The 20,928-nt window shown below is 37.1% G+C and carries 24 protein-coding genes; 13 read left to right on the forward strand and 11 right to left on the reverse strand.

All coding sequences use genetic code 11. The features are described 5' to 3' along the window. Positions 1–16 precede the first annotated feature (16 nt). Positions 17–511, reverse strand: a complete 495-nt coding sequence (locus tag A3GQ_RS0109370; RefSeq protein ID WP_028776828.1) for a phosphatidylglycerophosphatase A family protein — start codon at positions 509–511, stop codon at positions 17–19. 134 nt (positions 512–645) lie between these two features. On the opposite strand from A3GQ_RS0109370, the gene A3GQ_RS0109375 reads away from it, so the two are divergent. The 3 genes from A3GQ_RS0109375 (at position 646) to A3GQ_RS0109385 (ending at position 4,655) form a co-directional block, all read left to right on the forward strand. Beyond that, the gene (locus A3GQ_RS0109375; RefSeq protein WP_037464496.1) at positions 646–2,532 is read left to right on the forward strand and encodes an OPT family oligopeptide transporter; all 1,887 of its coding nucleotides are present in this window, start codon (positions 646–648) and stop codon (positions 2,530–2,532) included. A 13-nt stretch (positions 2,533–2,545) separates the two neighbouring features. Then, positions 2,546–2,866 (forward strand): PqqD family protein, encoded by a 321-nt coding sequence (locus A3GQ_RS0109380; RefSeq protein WP_169818275.1) that lies wholly within the window; start codon positions 2,546–2,548, stop codon positions 2,864–2,866. Positions 2,867–3,008: 142 nt separating this feature from the next. Continuing rightward, complete coding sequence (locus A3GQ_RS0109385; RefSeq protein ID WP_028776831.1) at positions 3,009–4,655, forward strand: peptide ABC transporter substrate-binding protein; 1,647 nt, start codon at positions 3,009–3,011, stop codon at positions 4,653–4,655. A gap of 18 nt (positions 4,656–4,673) precedes the next feature. Here A3GQ_RS0109385 and A3GQ_RS0109390 read toward each other — a convergent pair whose 3' ends face one another. Next, on the reverse strand, positions 4,674–4,895 hold the full coding sequence (locus tag A3GQ_RS0109390) for a NifU family protein (RefSeq protein ID WP_028776832.1): 222 nt from the start codon (positions 4,893–4,895) through the stop codon (positions 4,674–4,676). A gap of 146 nt (positions 4,896–5,041) precedes the next feature. Here A3GQ_RS0109390 and A3GQ_RS0109395 point away from each other — a divergent pair, with 146 nt between their 5' ends. Genes A3GQ_RS0109395 through A3GQ_RS0109410 form a run of 4 tightly spaced genes read left to right on the forward strand, consistent with a single transcriptional unit; the run spans position 5,042 to position 7,662 of the window. Further along, a complete protein-coding gene (locus A3GQ_RS0109395; RefSeq protein ID WP_028776833.1) occupies positions 5,042–5,962 on the forward strand; it encodes a PLP-dependent cysteine synthase family protein in 921 nt (306 codons plus the stop codon). Between the two features lie 2 nt (positions 5,963–5,964). Then, positions 5,965–7,095 carry a bifunctional cystathionine gamma-lyase/homocysteine desulfhydrase gene (locus A3GQ_RS0109400; RefSeq protein ID WP_028776834.1) on the forward strand — a complete coding sequence of 377 codons (1,131 nt, stop codon included), beginning with the start codon at positions 5,965–5,967 and terminating at the stop codon, positions 7,093–7,095. Between the two features lie 14 nt (positions 7,096–7,109). After that, positions 7,110–7,439 (forward strand): DUF1462 family protein, encoded by a 330-nt coding sequence (locus tag A3GQ_RS23935; protein WP_037464503.1) that lies wholly within the window; start codon positions 7,110–7,112, stop codon positions 7,437–7,439. After that, positions 7,423–7,662, forward strand: coding sequence for a YuzB family protein (locus A3GQ_RS0109410; protein WP_028776835.1), 240 nt, complete (start codon positions 7,423–7,425; stop codon positions 7,660–7,662). The genes A3GQ_RS23935 and A3GQ_RS0109410 overlap by 17 nt, the downstream gene beginning before the upstream one ends. Before the next feature lie 45 nt (positions 7,663–7,707). Here A3GQ_RS0109410 and A3GQ_RS0109415 read toward each other — a convergent pair whose 3' ends face one another. The 4 genes from A3GQ_RS0109415 to A3GQ_RS0109430 all read right to left on the reverse strand — a co-directional run bounded on the left by A3GQ_RS0109415 (position 7,708) and on the right by A3GQ_RS0109430 (position 11,556). Continuing rightward, the gene (locus A3GQ_RS0109415) at positions 7,708–8,694 is read right to left on the reverse strand and encodes a ketoacyl-ACP synthase III (RefSeq protein WP_028776836.1); all 987 of its coding nucleotides are present in this window, start codon (positions 8,692–8,694) and stop codon (positions 7,708–7,710) included. Between the two features lie 199 nt (positions 8,695–8,893). Continuing rightward, positions 8,894–9,967 (reverse strand): aminofutalosine synthase MqnE, encoded by a 1,074-nt coding sequence (mqnE, locus tag A3GQ_RS0109420; protein WP_028776837.1) that lies wholly within the window; start codon positions 9,965–9,967, stop codon positions 8,894–8,896. Between the two features lie 15 nt (positions 9,968–9,982). Further along, positions 9,983–10,837, reverse strand: coding sequence for a 1,4-dihydroxy-6-naphtoate synthase (locus A3GQ_RS0109425; RefSeq protein WP_028776838.1), 855 nt, complete (start codon positions 10,835–10,837; stop codon positions 9,983–9,985). Between the two features lie 29 nt (positions 10,838–10,866). Beyond that, positions 10,867–11,556 (reverse strand): futalosine hydrolase, encoded by a 690-nt coding sequence (locus A3GQ_RS0109430; RefSeq protein ID WP_028776839.1) that lies wholly within the window; start codon positions 11,554–11,556, stop codon positions 10,867–10,869. Between the two features lie 322 nt (positions 11,557–11,878). Between A3GQ_RS0109430 and A3GQ_RS23940 the strand changes: the two genes are divergently transcribed. The 3 genes from A3GQ_RS23940 to A3GQ_RS0109445 all read left to right on the forward strand — a co-directional run bounded on the left by A3GQ_RS23940 (position 11,879) and on the right by A3GQ_RS0109445 (position 13,525). Further along, the gene (locus A3GQ_RS23940; protein WP_037464505.1) at positions 11,879–12,118 is read left to right on the forward strand and encodes an aspartyl-phosphate phosphatase Spo0E family protein; all 240 of its coding nucleotides are present in this window, start codon (positions 11,879–11,881) and stop codon (positions 12,116–12,118) included. A 52-nt stretch (positions 12,119–12,170) separates the two neighbouring features. After that, entirely contained in the window at positions 12,171–12,530 is a 360-nt protein-coding gene (locus tag A3GQ_RS0109440) for a HesB/IscA family protein (RefSeq protein WP_028776840.1), read from the forward strand. Positions 12,531–12,682: 152 nt separating this feature from the next. Then, entirely contained in the window at positions 12,683–13,525 is an 843-nt protein-coding gene (locus tag A3GQ_RS0109445; RefSeq protein ID WP_028776841.1) for an IS200/IS605 family accessory protein TnpB-related protein, read from the forward strand. 46 nt (positions 13,526–13,571) lie between these two features. Here the strand turns inward: A3GQ_RS0109445 and A3GQ_RS26885 are convergent, their stop codons facing one another. Continuing rightward, a complete protein-coding gene (locus A3GQ_RS26885; protein ID WP_156877636.1) occupies positions 13,572–13,832 on the reverse strand; it encodes a hypothetical protein in 261 nt (86 codons plus the stop codon). A 256-nt stretch (positions 13,833–14,088) separates the two neighbouring features. Between A3GQ_RS26885 and A3GQ_RS0109450 the strand changes: the two genes are divergently transcribed. Both A3GQ_RS0109450 and A3GQ_RS0109455 read left to right on the forward strand, forming a co-directional pair. Beyond that, positions 14,089–15,285: an NAD(P)/FAD-dependent oxidoreductase gene (locus tag A3GQ_RS0109450; protein WP_028776842.1), complete on the forward strand. Its 1,197-nt coding sequence runs from the start codon at positions 14,089–14,091 to the stop codon at positions 15,283–15,285. A 153-nt stretch (positions 15,286–15,438) separates the two neighbouring features. Continuing rightward, on the forward strand, positions 15,439–15,720 hold the full coding sequence (locus A3GQ_RS0109455) for a YuiB family protein (protein WP_245596760.1): 282 nt from the start codon (positions 15,439–15,441) through the stop codon (positions 15,718–15,720). On the opposite strand, the gene A3GQ_RS0109460 is transcribed toward A3GQ_RS0109455, so the two are convergent. From A3GQ_RS0109460 to A3GQ_RS26185, 3 genes are all read right to left on the reverse strand, one after another. Further along, positions 15,717–16,190, reverse strand: a complete 474-nt coding sequence (locus A3GQ_RS0109460) for a divergent PAP2 family protein (RefSeq protein ID WP_028776844.1) — start codon at positions 16,188–16,190, stop codon at positions 15,717–15,719. The two genes, A3GQ_RS0109455 and A3GQ_RS0109460, sit on opposite strands and share 4 nt — an antisense overlap. Before the next feature lie 105 nt (positions 16,191–16,295). Further along, the gene (locus A3GQ_RS0109465) at positions 16,296–16,946 is read right to left on the reverse strand and encodes a hypothetical protein (RefSeq protein ID WP_028776845.1); all 651 of its coding nucleotides are present in this window, start codon (positions 16,944–16,946) and stop codon (positions 16,296–16,298) included. Positions 16,947–17,087: 141 nt separating this feature from the next. Then, on the reverse strand, positions 17,088–18,128 hold the full coding sequence (locus A3GQ_RS26185; RefSeq protein WP_083964174.1) for a peptidoglycan recognition protein family protein: 1,041 nt from the start codon (positions 18,126–18,128) through the stop codon (positions 17,088–17,090). A 200-nt stretch (positions 18,129–18,328) separates the two neighbouring features. Between A3GQ_RS26185 and A3GQ_RS0109475 the strand changes: the two genes are divergently transcribed. Then, on the forward strand, positions 18,329–19,705 hold the full coding sequence (locus A3GQ_RS0109475) for an amino acid permease (RefSeq protein ID WP_028776846.1): 1,377 nt from the start codon (positions 18,329–18,331) through the stop codon (positions 19,703–19,705). 51 nt (positions 19,706–19,756) lie between these two features. Here A3GQ_RS0109475 and A3GQ_RS27815 read toward each other — a convergent pair whose 3' ends face one another. Beyond that, positions 19,757–20,848 carry a peptidoglycan-binding protein gene (locus A3GQ_RS27815; protein WP_028776847.1) on the reverse strand — a complete coding sequence of 364 codons (1,092 nt, stop codon included), beginning with the start codon at positions 20,846–20,848 and terminating at the stop codon, positions 19,757–19,759. Positions 20,849–20,928 lie beyond the last annotated feature (80 nt).

Here is a 20,928-nt window from a genome sequence, read left to right on the forward strand (position 1 = left end):
GTAACGGATGTTTTTTCTAGTCGATAAGAGAACTTGTATGGGATCGAGTGTGAGCAAGTCGTGAAGCAGCAGCAGCAGCTATGGCAGCAACTAAATCATCTAAGTAGGTATGTATTTTGCCGTCGCTTTTGCTGTTTAAGCGACATAAAATTCCTGGTTTTAAACGATCAATGTAACCATAGTTTGTAAAACCAATACTTCCATAAACATTTAAAATCGCTAATGACATCACTTCATCAATTCCATACAAGCCTTCATCTGATCGAATCATTTGTAAAAGTGGTTCACGAAGAATCTCTTTTTCAGCGAGTATATCTAATTGAATCCCAGTTAAAACAGCATTTTGGACTTCTCGTTTAGTCAATACCATTTGTACATTTTCGATACATTCTTCCATTGTAACATCAGAATAAAAATCAGATTGTAAAAAAAAGGTTAATTCCGCAATTTCTGTTATTCGTACACCTCTCTCCTCTAACCATAAGTATACCGTTTGTTCTAATGGAGACATAACTGCATCCCCTTCCGTTTTTTTTAGTTTTTCCTTCCTTCAGGAGGATATCCAATGAAAACATGGAAAAAGATGGTTTTGATGGCGGATTTGTATTACGATAAGAGAGTGATCAAGAGATAAGAGGTGTGGAGATGAACAAAAAAAAGAATTTCGTTCCTTACATTCCATCTAACAAATCATTACCAGAACTAACTATTACAGCTGTTATTTTAGGTTTTTTTCTAGCCATTGTTTTTGGAGCAGCTAATGCTTATTTAGGATTAAAGACCGGACTCACCGTAAGTGCTTCTATTCCGGCGGCAGTTATTTCGATGGCCATCCTGCGTGGTATATTTCGAAGACAATCCATTTTAGAAAATAATATTGTTCAGACCATGACGACAGCAGGAGAAGCACTTGCTGCTGGTGCTATCTTTACAATACCTGCATTGTTCTTTATCCATGCAGCACCAGGACAAGGAACCATAATATTTATTGTTTTGGTTGGAGGATTTTTGGGTGTGCTTATGATGGTTCCCCTTCGTCGTATGCTTATCGTTAATGAACATGAGATCTTACCTTATCCGGAAGGTACCGCCTGTGCAGAAGTTCTTAAATCTGGTGAACAAGGTGGCAGTCAAGCAAAGTTAATAGGATTTGGTTTTCTTGTTGGTGGTCTATTTAAAGTATTAGGAGATGGTATTCATCTTTTTAAAACGACAGTAGCAACAGGGCTTGGGAAATTCAAATATGCTAGCTTAAGCATGGATGCAATGCCTGCCTTATTAGGGGTTGGTTATATCATTGGACCAAGAATAGCTGGTCAAATGATAGCTGGTGGTTTATTATCTTCGATTGTTTTTGTACCTATGATAGGTTTTTTTGGATCTAGTAATCCAGCCTCGATCTTTCCGGCTGTAAGCCCTATTGGAAGTCTCACTGCACATGATATTTATGTCAATTACATTCGATATATCGGTGCTGGAGCAGTGGCAACTGGGGGATTTATCACTTTACTAAAAACATTACCTATTCTCATTCGTTCACTTAGAGATACATTTTCAGGTTTGAATAAACGTAATCAAAAAGATATGGGAACAAGGGAAAGAACGGATCGAGATATACCTAGTAAATTCTTAATAATCGGAATAGTTTTATTGGTGTTTGTTATTGCTTTTGCTCCTGTCACGAATGTAGGAATAGTTGGAGCGATTTCTATTGCTATTTTTGGTTTTCTTTTTGTGACCGTTGCATCGAGGATTGTTGGAATAGTAGGAAGTACTTCCATGCCGGTGTCTGGTATGACAATTGCTACTTTGCTTATCGTTACCATTTTGTTTAAAACAGCGGGTTTCTCTGGACAAACAGGCATTATTGCCTCACTGATTGTTGTTTCCATTATATGTGTAGCGCTTGCAGTAGCAGGTGATATTTCCCAAGATTTAAAAACGGGTTTTCTCGTTGGAGGAACACCTTGGAAACAACAAATAGCGATGATGATTGGCGTTATTTCTAGTGGACTTTTTATCGGAAGTATTCTTATTTTATTTGATAAAACTTATGGACTAGGGTCAGATGCATTGCCTGCTCCAAAAGCAGCATTGATGAATATTATTGCACAAGGATTGATGTCTGGGGATTTGCCTTGGGATATTATTTTTATTGGAGCAGCTTTAGCGATATGTATAGAGTTTCTCGGATTAAACTCATTAACAGTAGCGGTTGGATTTTACTTACCCCTGTCTGTTAGCACTCCGATCATGATTGGTGGCATCGTTCGTTGGATTACGGAGTTATTTGCAAATAAAGATAAACAGGAGAAAAGAGAGCGTGTAGGAACACTTTTTGCTTCAGGACTTATAGCAGGAGAAGCTTTGATTAGTGTGTTTATTGCTCTATTGATTGTTCCAGGTATTATTAATCCAGATGCTGCCGTTATGATGGAAAGCAATCTTATTCCGTTTTTCCTGTTTCTTGGCATAGCTGCATTGTTACTTGTAATAACGATGAAAAAGCAGCGTGAAAAAGATGGCCTCTAAAAATGTATTGAACATGTTTCCAATGAGAAAAGAAACCATTGTATTGGAACAATCGATAACATGTCCAGATCAAGTTTTTGTCTGTATCCCTAGAACAAATTTTTTAGAACGCTTATCTATTCGTTTTTTAAATCAACCTACACATCACCGAGTAAGATTAGATAAATTAGGTAGTTTTGTGTTTCAAATGTGCGATGGTTCACACGATGTACGTCAAATTGAATCGAGAGTGAGAGAGTATTTTGGTAGAGAAGCAGCTCCTATAAGAGAACGGTTAATTACGTTTTTGATCATTATAGAAGCAAATGATTGGATCAATTGGAAGGGGCCTTAAGGTCTCTTTTTTTAGTTATCCTATCTTCTTTTGTTTATGATTGTAGACTTAATGATTGTCATAGAAAGTTTTCTTTATGGGGAGGTTTGGACTATAATGAAAATAATTGTAAAAATGAAAATTCACAAAGGAGGCACAAAGTTTGTATATTAGGAAAAGGTGGATTCTTCTTACCTTTGTTTTGGTTTTAGGAATTGCTATTGGCTACATATATATTAAGTTTTTCCAAACAAACAATGCAGATGAGGTTTGTTGTGTAAAACATTACTTAAAAGTTCCTCCCGTTTTAACGATCACAGAATCTACTGCTATCCCTATACTGGACAGTTCCAAAGCAAATCAACAAATTACATATAATATCTTAAATCAAGTACAAGAAGGTTTAATGCGTTTAGGGCCAAATAACATTCCTGTACTAGGATTAGCTGAATCTTATCAGGTTAGTCCTGATTATCGAACCTATACATTTACGATTCGCAAAAATGCCGTTTGGAGTGATGGGAAAGCCGTTACGGCAAGCGATTTTAAGTTTGCTTGGCAACGAGCACTTTCTCCAGAGGACGACTATGCCTTTTCCTATTTATTTTATCCGATCCATAATGCAGAAGCGTATTCTTTAGGTAAAGTTGGTGCAGAGCAGATTGGTATTACTGCTGACGATGAAAAACGTTTGACGATTCAACTGGATAGACCGGATCCTAATTTTTTAAGTTTGGTAACACTCACCCCGTTTTTACCTTTACCAAAAGAACGCGTCGAGAAATATGGAGAAGATTATGCAACTTCGCCTGTACCTGAATCAATGAGTTATTCTGGACCTTATCAACTAAAAAGTTTTAATCCTGGAAGTGCTGTACTTATTAAAAATCCTGTTTATTGGGATAGTAGAAATGTAAAACTAAAAGAAATTAAGATTGATGTTAAAGTTGATGAAGATAAAAGATCCAGTCTTTACAAATCAGAATTAACGTCAATGTCAAAAACGAATAAGAAACAAAGAGAGAATTTCAAACAACAAAAAGCCATCTCTACTTACCTAATTTTTAATCAAGGCAAGGAAAATCTTCAAAATTTTAAATTACGTCAAGCCATTCAGTTAGCACTAAATACAACAGAAATGGTTACCGATTTATCAGATGAATCTAGTGCCGCAAGTAGTTTAGTTCCTCCTGTATTAATTACAAATCAAAGGAAAGCATTTAAAACTGACCTTCAACTAAAATCAAATCTTACAGAATCTAAGAGACTATTACATGCAGGATTAACAGATCTTGGTATATCGGGATCTCTTAATTTATCGCTGTTAACCTATGATGACTCAAGGTCTCTAGCAATAGCTAATGAGATAAAAAAACAACTTTTAAAGGTCGGAATTTTAGTTAATATAGAGAAATATAATGTGAAAAAGAAAGAAGAAAAAGAGTCAAATGGGGAGTATGATCTGAGTATCAATGAATGGTTCGCAGAATATCACGACCCAAGTATTTTTCTAAACATTTTCACCTCTAAAGCAATGGAAAATACCTCTAATTTCTCCGACAAACAATATGATACACTTATCGAAAAAGCATCTTTGGAAGCCAATCCAGCTAAACGTGATCAATATTTACATCAGGCTGAAAAATATTTAATTGTGGACAAAGCGGTTATTAAACCATTGGTTTACGTTAATGATTTACGCCTTCAAAAACCGTATGTAAAAAATGTATTGTATCATCCTTTTGGTGCAGATTATAGTTTGAAGTGGGCTACTTATCAACCGCCAAAACAAATAGAGGCAACCAAATAGGTTGCCTCCTTGTTTATATTATAATACTTGCTCTACTTCCCGTACTTCTGGGATTTCTTCCATAAGAGCACGTTCGATTCCAGCTTTTAAGGTAATGGTGGAACTAGGGCAGCTTCCACAAGCACCAAGCAAGCGAACACGTACGATACCTTCTTCAATCTCTACTAATTCTACATCTCCACCGTCACGTTGAATGTAAGGGCGCAATTTATCTAAAATTTCTTGTACTTGTTCTTCCATAGTAAGAGATCTCCTTTCTGTTGTTAAAGTACACATCATTGCTATTGTATGCCTTCTTTGTGAAGAAAGCAATGTAGCAAATTTATTCCTATTCCTGTTAAAATAAGTATACGTTTTTAGGATATTGCCAAGGGAGTTAAAATGTGATGAGCAAAATATATGAAGGTATTCACGATTTGATTGGAAATACTCCGATAGTGAGATTGAAAACATTTTCTTCTAATGCAAACATACTTGCCAAATTGGAGTTTTTTAATCCAGGTGGAAGTGTAAAAGACCGACTTGGTATCGCGCTAATTCGAGCAGGAGAACGTACTGGTAAGCTTAAATCTGGTGGTACCATTATTGAGCCAACAGCTGGCAATACAGGTATTGGATTGGCGTTAGCAGCAATTGGCACACAATATCAGGTGGTTTGCGTTGTTCCTGCTAAATTTTCGATGGAAAAACAAGAGACGATGCGGGCATTAGGAGCAAAAGTAGTCAATACACCCACAGAAGATGGAATCAAAGGTGCAATTGCGAAAGCAAAGGAACTGGCAGAAGAAATTCCAAACGCTTATATTCCACAACAATTTGATAACCCTGCAAATCCAATCGCACATTACGAGACTACAGGTCCAGAAATTTGGGAACAAACCGGTGGAAAAATAGATGTTTTTGTTGCTGGAGCAGGATCATCAGGTACATATATGGGTGTAGCTCGCTATTTGAAAGAAAAAAATCCTAGCATTCGAAATGTCATTGTTGAGCCACAAGGTTCGATCATTGCTGGAGGATCATCAGGACCACATAAAACAGAAGGCATTGGTATGGAATTTTTCCCACCTTTTTTTGAACGAGATCTTATTGATAAAATTTACACAGTGGATGATGTAGATTCTTTTGCAATGGTGAATAAACTAGCAGAGCAAGAGGGATTACTGGTAGGGAGTTCTGCTGGTGCCGCATGTTTTGCAGCGGTGAAAGAAGAAATAATTGCACCATCTAATGCGAATATTGTGGTACTATTTGCAGATGGCAGTGACAGATATCTCAGTAAAAAAATTTTCCAAGGAGGAGAATAAAGATGAAAATCGATACAAAATTAATTCATGGAAGTCATTTAATAGATGAACAAACAGGTGCAGTAAGCGTTCCGATCTATCAAGTTTCTACTTACAAACAAGACGAAGTAGGTAAACATCGAGGATATGAGTATTCACGTACTGGAAACCCAACACGCCAAGCGCTAGAAGATTATATTGCGGCTTTAGAGAATGGTGCAAGAGGACTTGCATTTTCTTCAGGTATGTCTGCAACAGGTACAATCCTTTCTTTATTTGAACAAGGGGACCATATTATTTGCAGTGATGATGTTTATGGTGGTACTTTTCGAATCATGGACAAAGTGTTTAAACGATTTGGGATAACTGTTTCCTATGTAAATACCAGTGATATCGCAGAAGTGGAGTCTGCTTTTCAAACGAATACGAAAGCTCTTTTTGTCGAAACTCCGACTAATCCACTCTTAAAAGTATCCGATGTCTCAAGCCTGAGTAGGGTAGCAAAGTCGAAAAATGCTCTTTTTATTGTCGACAATACTTTTTATACACCATACTGGCAGAATCCCCTCGATTTAGGTGCGGATATCGTTGTTCATAGTGCTACCAAATATTTAGGCGGACATAGTGATGTTGTCGCTGGATTGATCGTAACAAAGGAAGCTGAGCTAGGTGACCAACTGCATTTCTATCAAAATGCAATTGGTGGAGTCTTAGGCCCGCAAGATTCATGGCTTTTAATGAGAGGTATGAAGACGTTAGGTTTACGCATGAAACAACATGAATTTGGAGCTAACAAAATTGCAGATTGGCTGACTACCAAAGTAGATAAAGTATACTATCCTGGATTGGAGTCCCATCCTAATCATGCTATTGCAAAAATGCAAGCACGTGGGTTTGGTGGCATGATATCATTTGATGTAGGTGACGGCCAGAAAGCTGCAAAAGCATTGACCAAAGTGAAATACTTTACACTTGCTGAAAGTTTAGGAGCAGTAGAAAGTTTGATTTCTATCCCAGCTAAAATGACACATGCTTCTATTCCAGCAGAAACAAGAGCAAAATTGGGTATCACAGATGGGTTGATTCGTATCTCTGTCGGAATTGAAGATGTGGAAGATTTGATCCATGATTTGGACAGAGCTATTTTTGCTTAAAGAAGGTATTTACTATGATAAAAGTATACGTTTATGGAGCAGAACAAGTTTGTCCAAGCTGCGTATCTTTTCCTTCTTCCAAAGAAACCGCATCTTGGTTGACGCATGCTTTGGATCGTAAATATGGAAAAGAAGTAGATGTTCAATATGTCGACATCCATGCACCAATTGGTAAAGAACAAGAACTATTTGCAAAAAGGGTATTTGAGGAAGATTTATGGTATCCTGTTGTTGTGATACAGGATGAGGTAATCGCAGAAGGCAATCCTAAGTTAAAAATAATCTGTGAACGATTGGAGAAATTAGGGTTAGGGAAAGTGAGTGATCATGAGGCCACTAATTGAGTTTTGCGTAAATAATTTAACTTCGAATGTTCTCCAAATAAAAGCCAAACTAGAAAGCAATCTGGATTATGATGTGTTAGAGTATGGTTGTCTAGGGAATTGTGGGATTTGTGCAAGGTCCCCATATGCCTTAGTAAATGGGGAGTTGGTAACAGCGGAAACAGCCGAAGAATTATATAAAAAAATCATTGAAGCTTGTGAGGAAATGGAATTTCGTTATTAATCATACTAGAACCCCTGATTACAGGGGTTTTTTGATTTAGATAGACTAGGATAAGTTCCAATTTATTATTAATCCTAAATGGGTAAGCCCTCCTCCAAAGCCGTAAAAGATCATTGTATCTCCGTTTTTTACTTTTCCTTTTTCGATGCCTAAAGCTAGGGATAGTGGAATAGAAGCAGATGAAGTGTTTCCATAATACTTCATGCTAGTAAGTGTTTTATCAATAGGAAACTCGGATTTTTCACAGATTGCTTCAATCATTCTCATATTGGCACTGTGAGGAACAAACCAATTGATATTTTCTATCGTATATCTTGTCTGAACTAATAATTCTTGGATTCCGATTGGAATAGTGCGAACAGCCCATTTATATACTTCTCTTCCGTTTTGCACTATTTTATCTGTCTTCTGTAATACAGAATCACCTAATGTGCTAGCAAGGTTTGTTCGATATACATGTGCACCGCCTGCTCCATCTGAACCCATATAACTGGCTATGAAGCTAGGATTTTCTTCATCATATTCTACAAGAAGTGCACCAGCTCCATCCCCAAAAAGGATACAAGTGGATCGATCTGTATAATCAGTGACCTTTGATAAAGTTTCTGTTGCTACCACTAAAACTTTTTTATGTGCTCCAGACGTGATAAGACTGTTTGCTACATGTAATCCATAGGTAAATCCTGCACAGGTAGCGTTTAAGTCAAAGGCTCCTGTACTATGAATATGAAAATAGCTCTGAATTTGGCATGCTACACTAGGGAAGATATGGTCAGGAGTTGTTGTTGCGACAAGGATACAATCTACATCTTGCAATTCAACTGGATAAGTTTCTATTAGATTTTCAACAGCTTTGATAGCGAGAGTGGAGGAGTATTCATTATCACCAGCAATCCTTCTCTCTTTTATCCCAGTTCTTTTTGTAATCCATTCATCATTTGTTTCTACCATTTTTTCTAGATTATGATTGGTTAAAATTTTTCTTGGAACATAAGTGCCAATAGCGGTTATTCGAGCTTTTGATTCTTTCATTTGTCTACACCTCGGTTGATTTGTTACTTGGTATTAGTACCTGATACTAATTCATCATATATTTTTACCCTATCATGTTTTTCGCTTTCTCACAACTTTCCTACTTTTTTATAGAAGTTTGGTATGGACCTTTCTTACATACAAAAACACCACTTCTTTAAAATAAGTGGTGTTTTTGTGTGGATGAGTAAGGGAACCGTTATGCATAGACTTTTATTTCATTATAGAAAGTATCACGTTCAACCGGAATGCGATTGGCTCCTTGAATCATCCATTGTAGTTCATCTCTTGTTATTCCTGATTGTGTTAATGCTCCTACAGCATGGCTAATACGTTCTTCCACTAAAGTACCATGAATGTCAGATGCACCGAAATGAGTAGCCAGTTGTGTAAGCTGTGGCCCGATATTGATCCAGTAAGCTTTAATATGTGGAAAGTTGTCCAACATCAAACGACTGATAGCAATGGTTCGCATATCATCCATGGCAGAGGTACGTCGTTTTAGCGATGCGGAAGTTTTACGTGGTTGCATAGCAAGCGGAATGAATACCATAAATCCATTTGTTTCATCCTGCAATTCACGTACACGCATCATATGGATTAAGCGCTCTTCCAAACTTTCGATAGATCCATAGAGCATCGTAGCATGTGTTTTTAATCCAAGAGTATGAGCAATGCGATGTGCTTCCAGCCAACCATCTGTACTCGCTTTGTCAGGACTCATTTTTGCACGGTAACGCTCTGTCAAAATTTCAGCTCCACCACCAGGTAGAGTATCCAATCCAGCATCGATCAATTCTCGTAAAATTGTTTCTGGTGATCTTCCGGCGATTTGAGCGAAAAACTGAATTTCTGCACCAGTGTATGCTTTGATAGTAATATTTGGGTAGTTTTTCTTTAAGATAGAAATGGTGTCCAGATAATAATCAAATGGAACAGTATGATTGTGTCCACCAACAATGTGGAATTCTCTTGTTCCTTTTGTCATCCTTGTTTCAACATAGTGAAGTAATTCATCTGTTGACATGGTGTAAGCACCATCTTCATCAGGATCACGTCGGAAACCACAAAATGCACATTTCGCTTCACATACATTTGTTGGATTGATGTATAGATTTTCAATAAAATAAACTTTCTTACCGTTCTTTTTGAGATTTACCTCATTTGCAAGTTGTGCTACTTGGAGTAGATCCGGAGAGTCATATAGTGCCAATCCATCCTCTAAAGACAGCCTTTCCCCAGCTCTGATTTTATCTGTTATTTCTTGTAACATGTTTTATTCTCCTCTCTATTTAATGTTTATAGGTATTTGATTAATCAAAAGGGATGAAAAGTTTACTGGTGGAATAAGATTTTTTTCCATTGCTCGTTCAAGTAGTACCATAATTGCGTAACAGCCTTTTACTCCTAAACTGTAGGAAAATGAATTTACGTATAAGTCTATATGTTCTTGAGCGACTTTCCAATCTAACTCTTGTGCGTGTTCCATGACATAAGATTTGGATGCAGATGGGTGTTTCCATGCATGATCTAATGAGGATTGGATCCAATTGATGATGTTGTTTCGATCAATTGATTTTTTTGCGATGATACCTCCTAGTGGAATCGGTAGAGAAGTCTCTTTTTCCCACCAATCTCCAAGGTCAACTAAACTACGTAATCCATAAGAGGGATACGTGAATCTAGCTTCATGAATCACTAGTCCAGCATCTATTTTTCCGTCGCGAATTGCCGGCATAATTTCATGAAATGGTAAAACACATATTTCTTTTACTCCCTCAGGCACATGCTGTGACAGCCATAAACGAAATAGCAAATAAGCTGTCGAACGTTCACTGGGGACAGCAATTTTTTTTCCAGCAAGGGAAACCGATTTTTTTACATTTTGTGTAAGAATGAGTGGACCACAGCCGCGTCCAAGCGCACCTCCACTTGGTAAGAATCCATAGCTCTCATGCACCCAAGGAAGAGCGGCTATAGAAATCTTCAATATATCTGGTCCATCTCCACTTTCAGCCAATTTATTAGTTATATCAATATCTGCATAAGTTACATTTAATTTTGGTGCATTTGGTATCAATCCGTTAGCCCATGCATGAAAGATAAAAGTATCATTTGGACATGGTGAGAAGACTATATCCATGATTTATCTGCTTCTTTCTGTAAATTTGTTCATTGCTTGGTTTGTCGTAAAAGATAACCTGCTTTTTTTAATTGTGAAAAAGCCTCATGAAAACGCCACTTTGATTTATCTCTAGGGCCAATATAATTGGATATTGCTCGCAATTCGATAAAAGGAATGGAGAAAGCATTTGCGGCAGTAGCAACACCAAAACCTTCCATTGCCTCTGCTACTGCATATGGATAGCGATCAGACAATTCTTTTGTTGTTTTATCAGTGCCTGTAACTGTGGATAACGTCAAAATAGGCCCAATTACAACTTCATCCATTCCATTTTTTAGTATGGATTTTACAGTTTCGGCAATAGGACTAGTGACAGGAAAATATGTTTTCCCAAGATTTAATTCGTTTAGTGATAAAAAACCTTCTGGTGATTGTGCACCCAAATCAGCAGATATAACGCGATCTGATATAACCAACGTTCCAATGGATGTATGCTTTGCAAATCCTCCAGCTATACCTGCACATATTACTAATTCATATTTCTTTTTATATAACAATTTTGTTGTCTCTACCGCTGCACAAATAGGTCCTACTCCCACCACTTCAATATCTACATTTTCAATTTTTCCTAGTCCTTCTTCGAGAGCTTTTTTTTCTGCAAGTACAGAGGTAACAATCAGTATCTTTATTTGATTAAACAGTCGATCAGAAGGTGAGTAAGACGTTTCTTTGATCATTTCTCTCTCCTTGGTATTTCTTCGAAAGAAATAATTTTCTAGTCTCTAAACAATACAATGTGTGGATTCCCAATTATCAAGAATCCATCCATTCAGTTTTCTATTCAACAAGTTCATTCTATCACAAAGTCATCATCTGACCTATCCCCAAATATTATGATACAGACCAAATGGTATTTGTAGATATTTGTCAGTGTTTGATCGATGAAAATATACAAAAAAAAACAAAACTGAAAAAAATGTAAAAAAATAGCTTACAAAAATCGAGTTAACATGTATACTAAAAATTGGTAGCAGATAAAGGATGAAGGAGGGCTTTAAGATGGGAGCGTGGGATTTAGAAGAGCGTATTGAAAAATTACGCATAAAGATGGTTGAATCTGCATTGCTTTTAGGGATTGGTCATCCTGCAGTGTATAAATTAAGTGTGGAGTTAGACAATTTGCATAACGAATGGCAAAGAAACTGGCATCAATCCAAACAAGAACGTAACTATATGCGTGCTCGCCCAAAACATCAGGTCACAGAGTCCTTAGATGAAAAATACCGTACAGTAGTTTAGCGAGAAGTATGGTACACTAAAGGTATCAACCGTCACATTGGAGTGATAACAGATGATTACCTTAACTGAACAAGCAGCATTTAAAGTAAGAGAAATGCTGCAAGATACAGAGAATCCAGAAAAGCAATATCTCCGTGTGGGTGTTCAACATGGTGGTTGTAGCGGTTTTTCTTATCTTATGGGCTTTGATGAAGAAAAAACAACACAAGATTTAGAACTTGAACAACATGGTGTTCGAGTACTCATAGATGATGAAAGTCAGCGATTGATGAATGGTACTGTTGTTGATTACAAAGAGTCTTTGATGGGTGGGGGATTTCAAATTGATAATCCCAATGCATCATTAACCTGTGGATGTGGCTCATCTTTCCGTACTGCAGTCGATGAAGGTAAACCAGATACAGATTGTTAATGTACATCCCTCTTAAATAGAGGGATGTTTTATGTTTGCGGCGAGAAAAACCGTGATTTCATTCATAGGTTTTGTTTTTTCTTTTTTTTGACAATTAAATTAATATTTTGTATAGTAAGCTTCATCTTCCATAGAAAAGAGGTGAAAAATCTATGTATTGCACCGTAAAACAACAACTCAAACATCTTTCGAAAGAAGAGTATCTTCTTTTAAAAGAACTGTGTCACACTGCTAAAAACCTGTACAACGAAGGCTTATACCAAGTTCGCCAGCACTACTTTCAGGAGAAAAACTATCTGAATTACCAGAACAACTATCATCTCTTGAAAGGAAGCGAAAATTACAAGCGGCTGAACAGCAATATGGCACAACAAATTCTAAAAGAAATCGATGGCGTATGGAAGTCTTTCTTTGGGCTTATTCGACTCGCCAAGCAAGGAAAATACGACTTTCGAGCTATTCGGATTCCTTGGTATCTACCGAAAGACCAGCAGTTTGCTTTGGTTGTGAAACGAAATCGTCGTGTGCACGATTACCTCAGCAAAACCTGTCGCAAGATTATTAACTACTGTTTAAACCATCGCATTGGTACATTGGTCATTGGATATAACGAAAATCTGCAAAAAGGTAGCAATCTAGGCAGGCGCAACAACCAAAACTTCGTAAATATTCCAATTGGGATGATCAAAAAGAAACTGGAATACTTATGTCAGCTCTATGGGATGACGTTTGTGCAACAAGAAGAAAGTTACACTTCCCAAGCGAGTTTTTGGGATCGAGATGAACTACCCACCTATGATCCATCCAACGTCAAAACATATACTTTTAGCGGGAAACGTGTCAAACGTGGCTTGTATCGTACGGCTTCAGGTAAGTTACTCCACGCGGATATCCATGACGCGTTAAATATTTTACGGAAAAGTAACGTTGTAGCCCTCACGGGCTTATACGCTAGAGGCGAAGTGGACACGCCTGTACGAATAAGGATAGCTTAGCTATCAACCTTCGTAGACAAAGACCGCGACTTCAGTCGTGAGAGGTTCATGTTTGTGTTTCATTGATCATAACCACATGGTCAAATCCACAATGAGAACAGTATATTTCATGTGGACATTGATGGGTTTGATTGTCGATCCATCCATTATTTTCTTTCATATCATCTATTGGACGGTAAGGGCTATAAGCGCTAAGTAAAAATGATACAGGACCATAATCAACCAATTTATGGTGGCAGTTTGGACAGATTTCTTGATAAAAAACAAAGCCATTACATAGCGGACATTGATAAGAGCCTTGATTCACCTAGATCATCTCGTTTTTGTTTAGCATTCGAGTAAAAGATCAAAATCATGCATGATCGTGATAAGAAAGTTATAGAATAAGGAATGAAACCCAGAAACCCCTTGTAAAAAGTTCGTGAAATACATATCATATTATTGATAGCATTTTAGGAAGTTCTTAAAGGTTCTTTTATAGGTTTGTGATCTCTCACACATAGTGTCTCGATAGGTCATAGGAAGTAAAAAATATAATGAAAATTAGATGGAAGTGATGAACAATGAAAGTACCTAAAATATTGATTTTAGGTGCCGGTTATGGCGGACTTATGACAGCAAAAGGGCTTCAGAAGCATCTTCGTCCTGGAGAAGCAGAAGTAACTTTAGTGAACCAAAATTCTTATCATTACATTACTACTAAATTACATGAGCCAGCAGCAGGGACTTCTCATCATGATCATGCGCGTCTTGCAATTTCTTCTGTTATTCATCCTCATCGTGTAAATTTTATTCAAGATCAGGTTACTTCAATTGATACAATAGCCAAAAAAGTTACATTAGCTGATCATAAAGATCCATTGGAATATGATTATCTTGTTATTGGTCTAGGGAGTGCTCCTGAAACATTTGGGATTAAAGGTTTATTGGAAAATGCGTTTTTTATCAGGAGTATTGATAGCGTTCGAATGATTCGCGAACATATGGAGTACATGTTCTCACAATATGCGGAGGACAAAAAAGATGAACTTATTACAATAGTTGTTGGTGGTGCTGGTTTCACTGGAATTGAGTATGTTGGTGAATTGGTAGACCGGATGCCAGAACTATGTAGAGAATATGACATTCCATTAGAAAAAGTTCGCATTGTGAATATAGAGGCTGCACCAAGTGTCCTTCCTGGATTTGATCCAGACCTAGTGAATTATGCTACAGATTATTTAAAGAGTAAAGGCGTTGAATTTCATATCAATACACCAATTGCTGAATGCACAACAGAAGGTGTTATTCTCAAAGGTGGAGAGGAAATCAAAGCATCCACAGTCGTTTGGACAGGTGGAGTTCGAGGAAATAAGTTAGTGGAAGACGCAGGAATAGAAACAATGCGTGGCCGTGTAAAAGTGGATGGACAACTACGTGCGCCAGGGCATGAAGAAATATTTATAATTGGAGATAGTTCGTTAGTATTCCCTAGTGAAAACGAGCGCCCATATCCTCCAACCGCACAAATAGCTACACAACAAGGACAATTTTTAGGGAAAAATTTGGTAACAGTACTTCGTGGCGGAAAAATGGAAACATTTGTATATCACACAAAAGGTACGATAGCATCATTAGGGCGGAAAGAAGCAATTGGAGTTTTAGGTAAAAATAGTAAAGTTATGGGAATAAAAGCATCCTTTGTGAAGAGAATCACTGAATTACGCTGGTTATATTTATTAGGTGGAATTTCACTTGTATTGCGTAAAGGTAAGTTTTAGGTAAAAATTTAAACAGCATGGCATTGTAGTGGAAATAAAACAAGAGCAATCATCTACAAATTCAGTAGGATTGCTCTTTTGTGTGATGTAGGATTGACCATATGTATCATTTTTTGTACCATATAGGCAACATGTGGAAGGAGACAATTCCAAATGACAATGTTAGCAGTTCCTCCAATTAGCCTAGTACAGCTAATTATTTCTATCCCATTATTGTTAGTCTTTTTCTTTGGGATAGGATTTATCTTAAATATGATATTAAAAACTACTTGGTTACCTATTTACTTGTTTCTCGCTCTGATCGTTTATTTTGCTTTTCAAATTAATACTGTTCATATTACCGATGTAACATGGTTGATTGCTAGTCTAATCGGAGTAGTTGGTAGTGGGTTAACTATACGTTTTTTGAGAGCAAAAGGTTATCGGATGTTTTAATACCAAAGATAATAATTAATAATGGCAACAATCACACCAAACCATAATCCCACAAATACTTCTATTGGTTTATGGCCTAATATTTCTTTTAACTTTTCCCTTGTTTCCGCAGGGGATTTTTCTTTTGCTTCGCTCAGTAATTTTGTCATATCTTCTACTAGTCGGTTTAAAACCTGGGCATGAACACCTGCTTGTCTCCTAACGCCAGTAGCATCATACATGACAACAATACTCAAAATCGTTGCTATTGCAAACGTTGCAGAATCCCATCCTTGTGTTAGTCCTATAGCAATAGACAATGAACTAACTGCGGAGGTATGGCCACTTGGCATTCCTCCAGAATGATAGATCCAGATCCAATCCCATTTTCCTGTCATAGAAAGGTTCCATATAATTTTTAAGAACTGAGCGAGTAAAATCGCGAGTAGTGACGTCCATAAAGGAAAATTTGCAAGTAAATCACTTACCATGAATTTAGAGGCCTGCCTTTCACATACAACTGTGCACTTCTTCTTATTCTCTCATATTAGGCATAAGAAAAACCAGCTTTCATTTGAAAGCTGGAATTGGAAATATTAGAAAGAAATGTTATTTTTCACTTCGCGATTAAAGTCTTTTTCATTCAATATTTTCCAATCTGCGTTGAAGGCATCAATTTCTTTGTTAAAATTATCTACAAGTTCGCCTTCCTTTTTGGAGTACTCATCATACTGACTGATGTTAGGATCTTGACCTTTATTGATGGTAACATAAGCCTCTCTAAAGGAATTAATTAGATTTTGAAAATTATTAATATATTCGACTTGTGATTGGGTTGCTTTTTTAAAGCCGTCTAAATATTTCGTTGCACGAGATTTTGTTTCTTCATTTTTAATTTCATTTGCTTTGCTTTCTACTGTAGGGATTTTAGCCAACAAAGCATCTACTTCTTTTTTATATGTACTAAGATCTGTATTTGCTTTGTCTAAAGCACTCATCAATTGATTATATTGGTCAGGACTCATGGTAGTACCCTGATTAATCGCTTGTGAAATGTTATTTCCAATCTGATTAGCGTTGTTATAGTCATCGATCATTTGTCTTTGTAATCCCATGTTTTTATCATGGTGATCCATCATTTTGTCCATTTGTTCCATTAATTCTTTTTTTGTACCAGAATCAGCAAGCAAGGAACAACCAGAAAGTAAAAAAAGGCAACTAAAAAGTATAAGAGCTTTTTTAAACATGTTTTTATGAACTCCTTTAAAATTTGTAGTGAAACTAGTCACTATTGTAACAAACTATGCAAAAAATTCAAGAAGAACACAGCAATTTTGGTAAATAAAGATATTTAATTTAATAAAAGAACAGCTCTTTTTTGAGCTGTTTTATTCACCAAGGAAAAGTGCACGCCATGTTTTTTTGTCTACTACTCCAGTTATTGGCAATCCTTTTCCATCGTCAACAGGCCTACCTTTTTCATTATGATTGGTCTGCCATAACCGCACTGCTTCATCTGTAACTTCGCCAAAGTAACCTGTAGTCGGAACATTCAGTCTTTTTTGCACTCGTGATATGTCTACACCTCTTAGAAGAGGGGTGATATAGCTTAGATTCCGATGAAAGGATCGATTTGTATCTTTTTTAGATATATGCTGAAACATAGCATCCCAAACTTCATAATACACCCTTCCAGTCGCTCTCATATCATGTGTTTGTTGCCATTCGATTACAGCATCCCTTGTATTTGGCCCAAAAAGATGATCCAAATGAATTTGTAGACGTTCTTGAAGAGCTAATACATCATTTCCTTTCAACATGGGAACCTTATAGAATAGAGGACGATTGTAAAGTTTGTGATTTGCTACTTTTACAACCAAATCATCTTCTGGCACAGGTAGAGGGCGAGTTTTTTTGACTAGACTCATAAAGCCGTTTTTGTCTACTCCCGTACCTGGGCAACTTTTTGGGGCTTTCCCATCAATCAAGAGTTCTCGATGAAATAAGATTTTTGTATTTTTTTCGTAAAAATGTTGAGTGATTTTTACTGCAGATTCCAGTTGTTTTCCTTCTAGGGAATCATTTCCTCGGTCAAAATTGCCTATCATCTCAAACATGAAAGGGTGTTTTGCATTTTTTTCGTTATAACCGACAGCTGATGCAGGTGATAAATCAACATCTCGTCCTGTCATTATTTTTCCATCAGGAAAAATAGTGATATGTTGAGCTATAGTAGAAAACCCGCGAGAAAGATGAGCCTTTTTCATTCCATCTTGCAGCTTTCGGTGATTGCTTCCAGTAAAATTTTTGTGTGCTGGGATATACGTGTGATGAACATGACATGCTGAAATAGTCGCAGATAAATTTTTTTGCATGTAAGATAGGAATGCGGCTGCATTGTCAAACAGTAAACCGTATGACCAAGCCATTTGTTTATACTCCTCTCTTTGCAAACGAGGTTAGTCCAATTCTTCTTATTATATGCAAGAAAAAGAAAACAGTTAAGGTATATATACCCTAAAATGATTAAATCTAGGCATCTTTTTCTATAAAATTTAAACAAATTGTATATTACTTGCAGAAAAAATGATTATCGATCATACTAGTCGATGGGAGATAGGAGGTATGTATGGATACAAATAATAATGGTCTAAAACGATCCATGAAAAGTAGACATCTCTTTATGATTGCTCTTGGAGGTGTAATCGGAACAGGATTTTTTAATGGTTCTGGGTATACTATTAGCCAAGCAGGACCTATTGGAGCCATCCTTTCATATTTAATCGGTGGTTTTGTCATGTATTTGGTGATGTTATGTCTAGGAGAGTTAACGATTGCTAATCCTTCATCTGGTTCGTTTCAAGATTATGCAACTCGCTTTATAGGACCTGGAACTGGTTTTATGGTCGGTTGGTTATATTGGTTGGGCTGGGCAGCTACCGTTGCTTTAGAATTGGTAACAATTGGTTCGACCATGAAGCGCTGGTTCCCGGATGTACAGATCTGGCAGTGGTGTTTGCTGTTTGGTGCAGTTTTATTTCTTGTAAACGCTTTCTCAGCGCGGAGTTTTGCAGAGACGGAGTTCTGGTTTGCAATTATAAAAGTTTCTATGATTGTACTGTTTATTATTATAGGGGCTGCGGCTATATTCGGTCTAATTCCTTTGAGCGGTGGAAATACAGGTATTTCGAATTTGTATAAGGACGGTATATTCCCTAATGGATTTGCAGCTATTATCATGACAATGATTGCGGTTAACTTTTCCTTCCAAGGTACAGAATTGGTAGGTGTTGCAGCTGGAGAGAGTGAAAATCCAGAGAAAACATTACCAAGAGCTATCAATCAAACAGTTTATCGTACCATATTGTTTTTTGGATTAGCTATTACTGTATTGGTTTGTTTAGTACCATGGAAACAAGCAGGTGTAGTGGAAAGTCCGTTTGTTGTAGCAATCGATAGAATGGGAATTCCGTATGCAGCCGATATCATGAATTTTGTTGTAATAACTGCGCTGCTTTCTGTTGCGAATTCGGGGTTATATGCAGCAACAAGAATGATGTATTCCTTGTCAAATAATGGGATGGCTCCTAAAATATTTGGAAGCGTAACCAAAAGAGGAGTTCCACTTTGGGCATTAGTCATTAGCTTTATAGTTGCTAGTCTTTCTTTATTAACTTCAAAGTTTGCTGCTGATACTGTATATATGTGGATTTTATCTATTGCAGGAACGACTGCTGTTATCGCATGGATGAGTATCGCAGCATCACAATATTTTTTCCGTCGTCACTATCTTGCTAATGGTGGGAAAGTGGAGGATTTGTCATTCCGCACTCCATTGTATCCATTGGTACCAATTTTAGCATTTGTCTTAAATGCGATTGTCATGCTTAGTCAAGTGCTCGATCCTGCAACTTCTTTATCCGTATATTTGGGTATACCAGCAATAGTTTTGTGTTACATTATCTATTATGTATTTGTGCATAAAAGACGCATGCAAAAGAAATAAACGAATCAAACAAACGCTACTTTCAAAAGAAAGTAGCGTTTTTAAATCTTTTTAGTGACTATATTTACTATAGTACTTATTGTATAGACGTCTCCAAGTATCAGGACCTGGATATCCATCTGCATCACTACCAGTCCATCCCTGAGCACGTTGGAATGATTGGGTGTTTTTCAAATCGGCTGAAGTCCATTCTGGGCTCGGACCAACTTTGTAATATTTCCCATAACCAGCAGCGACGAGCATATATCCTAATTGTTTGACGTAGTTATTGTTTGCTCCTGTTTTAAAATATTTCGTACCAGGAAATGTTTCTTGTACTGCATAGGGAGCCTTTGGCTTTGCTGGTTTAGGCGCTGGTTTAGGCGCTGGTTTAGGCGCTGGTTTAGGTGCTGGTTTAGGCGCTGGTTTAGGCGCTGGTTTAGGAACTGGTTTAGGTGCTGGTTTAGGTGCTGGTTTAGGTGCTGGTTTAGGTGTTGGTTTAGGAACTGGTTTAGGTGTTGGTTTAGGAACTGGTTTAGGTGTTGGTTTAGGAACTGGTTTAGGTGTTGGTTTTAATGGTGTAGGTTTTACTTTAGATTCAGGTTTTGGTTTTTGAATAATGGATGCAATAGGATTTTTTGGTTTTTCTTTATCTGCATTTCCTTTTACTTCTGAGTTTTTGTTAGATTCATCTGGTCCAAAGGTAGATTGGTCTGGATTTGTAATGATCTCAATGGGACTGGTTGTTGATTTGTTCTCTTCTTCAGGTCCTGTAATTGGAGCTACAGGTGTAGTGGTAGAAGTATCTGGTACTTCAGCTGTATCAGTAGGACCTGTGATACTAGTAGAATCTCCTATAATAGGTTCATCTTCTGTACCTTTATAAGAAATTGGTTTTACATCAAGTGAAGTTTCTACGCTTTTGGATGGAAGATTTTCCATCATTTGTTTCGTTACATCTTTCGTTATAGCAGTGTTTATAACGATAGGTGATGTTTGAACACGTTTTTCTTCAGGCGGTGCAGAATCAGCAAACGTTTGGGTATAGTGATAGACAAAAAAACCACCAAATGTACAGATAACTCCAATGGATGTTAGCTCCAACCATCTGACTAATTTACTTTTTGGTGATTTTTCCTTCGTTTCATCTGTTGATTTGGACATATTCTTCCTCCCCTCACTAGTAAGTTATCCACATCATACTATACAGGGGACATGGAAGAGTATACAAAATTAAAATTTTT

It is taken from the genome of Shimazuella kribbensis DSM 45090, assembly GCF_000428065.1.
Taxonomy (GTDB): Bacteria; Bacillota; Bacilli; order Thermoactinomycetales; family Thermoactinomycetaceae; genus Shimazuella; species Shimazuella kribbensis.

Coding starts and splice junctions, on each gene's coding strand:
- A3GQ_RS0109370 (WP_028776828.1), bottom strand. CDS start 511: ATGTCTCCATTAGAACAAACGGTATACTTATGGTTAGAGGAGAGAGGT.
- A3GQ_RS0109375 (WP_037464496.1), top strand. CDS start 646: ATGAACAAAAAAAAGAATTTCGTTCCTTACATTCCATCTAACAAATCA.
- A3GQ_RS0109380 (WP_169818275.1), top strand. CDS start 2,546: ATGTTTCCAATGAGAAAAGAAACCATTGTATTGGAACAATCGATAACA.
- A3GQ_RS0109390 (WP_028776832.1), bottom strand. CDS start 4,895: ATGGAAGAACAAGTACAAGAAATTTTAGATAAATTGCGCCCTTACATT.
- A3GQ_RS0109395 (WP_028776833.1), top strand. CDS start 5,042: ATGAGCAAAATATATGAAGGTATTCACGATTTGATTGGAAATACTCCG.
- A3GQ_RS0109400 (WP_028776834.1), top strand. CDS start 5,965: ATGAAAATCGATACAAAATTAATTCATGGAAGTCATTTAATAGATGAA.
- A3GQ_RS23935 (WP_037464503.1), top strand. CDS start 7,110: ATGATAAAAGTATACGTTTATGGAGCAGAACAAGTTTGTCCAAGCTGC.
- A3GQ_RS0109410 (WP_028776835.1), top strand. CDS start 7,423: ATGAGGCCACTAATTGAGTTTTGCGTAAATAATTTAACTTCGAATGTT.
- A3GQ_RS0109415 (WP_028776836.1), bottom strand. CDS start 8,694: ATGAAAGAATCAAAAGCTCGAATAACCGCTATTGGCACTTATGTTCCA.
- mqnE (WP_028776837.1), bottom strand. CDS start 9,967: ATGTTACAAGAAATAACAGATAAAATCAGAGCTGGGGAAAGGCTGTCT.
- A3GQ_RS0109425 (WP_028776838.1), bottom strand. CDS start 10,837: ATGGATATAGTCTTCTCACCATGTCCAAATGATACTTTTATCTTTCAT.
- A3GQ_RS0109430 (WP_028776839.1), bottom strand. CDS start 11,556: ATGATCAAAGAAACGTCTTACTCACCTTCTGATCGACTGTTTAATCAA.
- A3GQ_RS23940 (WP_037464505.1), top strand. CDS start 11,879: ATGGGAGCGTGGGATTTAGAAGAGCGTATTGAAAAATTACGCATAAAG.
- A3GQ_RS0109440 (WP_028776840.1), top strand. CDS start 12,171: ATGATTACCTTAACTGAACAAGCAGCATTTAAAGTAAGAGAAATGCTG.
- A3GQ_RS0109445 (WP_028776841.1), top strand. CDS start 12,683: ATGTATTGCACCGTAAAACAACAACTCAAACATCTTTCGAAAGAAGAG.
- A3GQ_RS0109450 (WP_028776842.1), top strand. CDS start 14,089: ATGAAAGTACCTAAAATATTGATTTTAGGTGCCGGTTATGGCGGACTT.
- A3GQ_RS0109455 (WP_245596760.1), top strand. CDS start 15,439: ATGACAATGTTAGCAGTTCCTCCAATTAGCCTAGTACAGCTAATTATT.
- A3GQ_RS0109460 (WP_028776844.1), bottom strand. CDS start 16,190: ATGGTAAGTGATTTACTTGCAAATTTTCCTTTATGGACGTCACTACTC.
- A3GQ_RS0109465 (WP_028776845.1), bottom strand. CDS start 16,946: ATGTTTAAAAAAGCTCTTATACTTTTTAGTTGCCTTTTTTTACTTTCT.
- A3GQ_RS26185 (WP_083964174.1), bottom strand. CDS start 18,128: ATGGCTTGGTCATACGGTTTACTGTTTGACAATGCAGCCGCATTCCTA.
- A3GQ_RS0109475 (WP_028776846.1), top strand. CDS start 18,329: ATGGATACAAATAATAATGGTCTAAAACGATCCATGAAAAGTAGACAT.
- A3GQ_RS27815 (WP_028776847.1), bottom strand. CDS start 20,848: ATGTCCAAATCAACAGATGAAACGAAGGAAAAATCACCAAAAAGTAAA.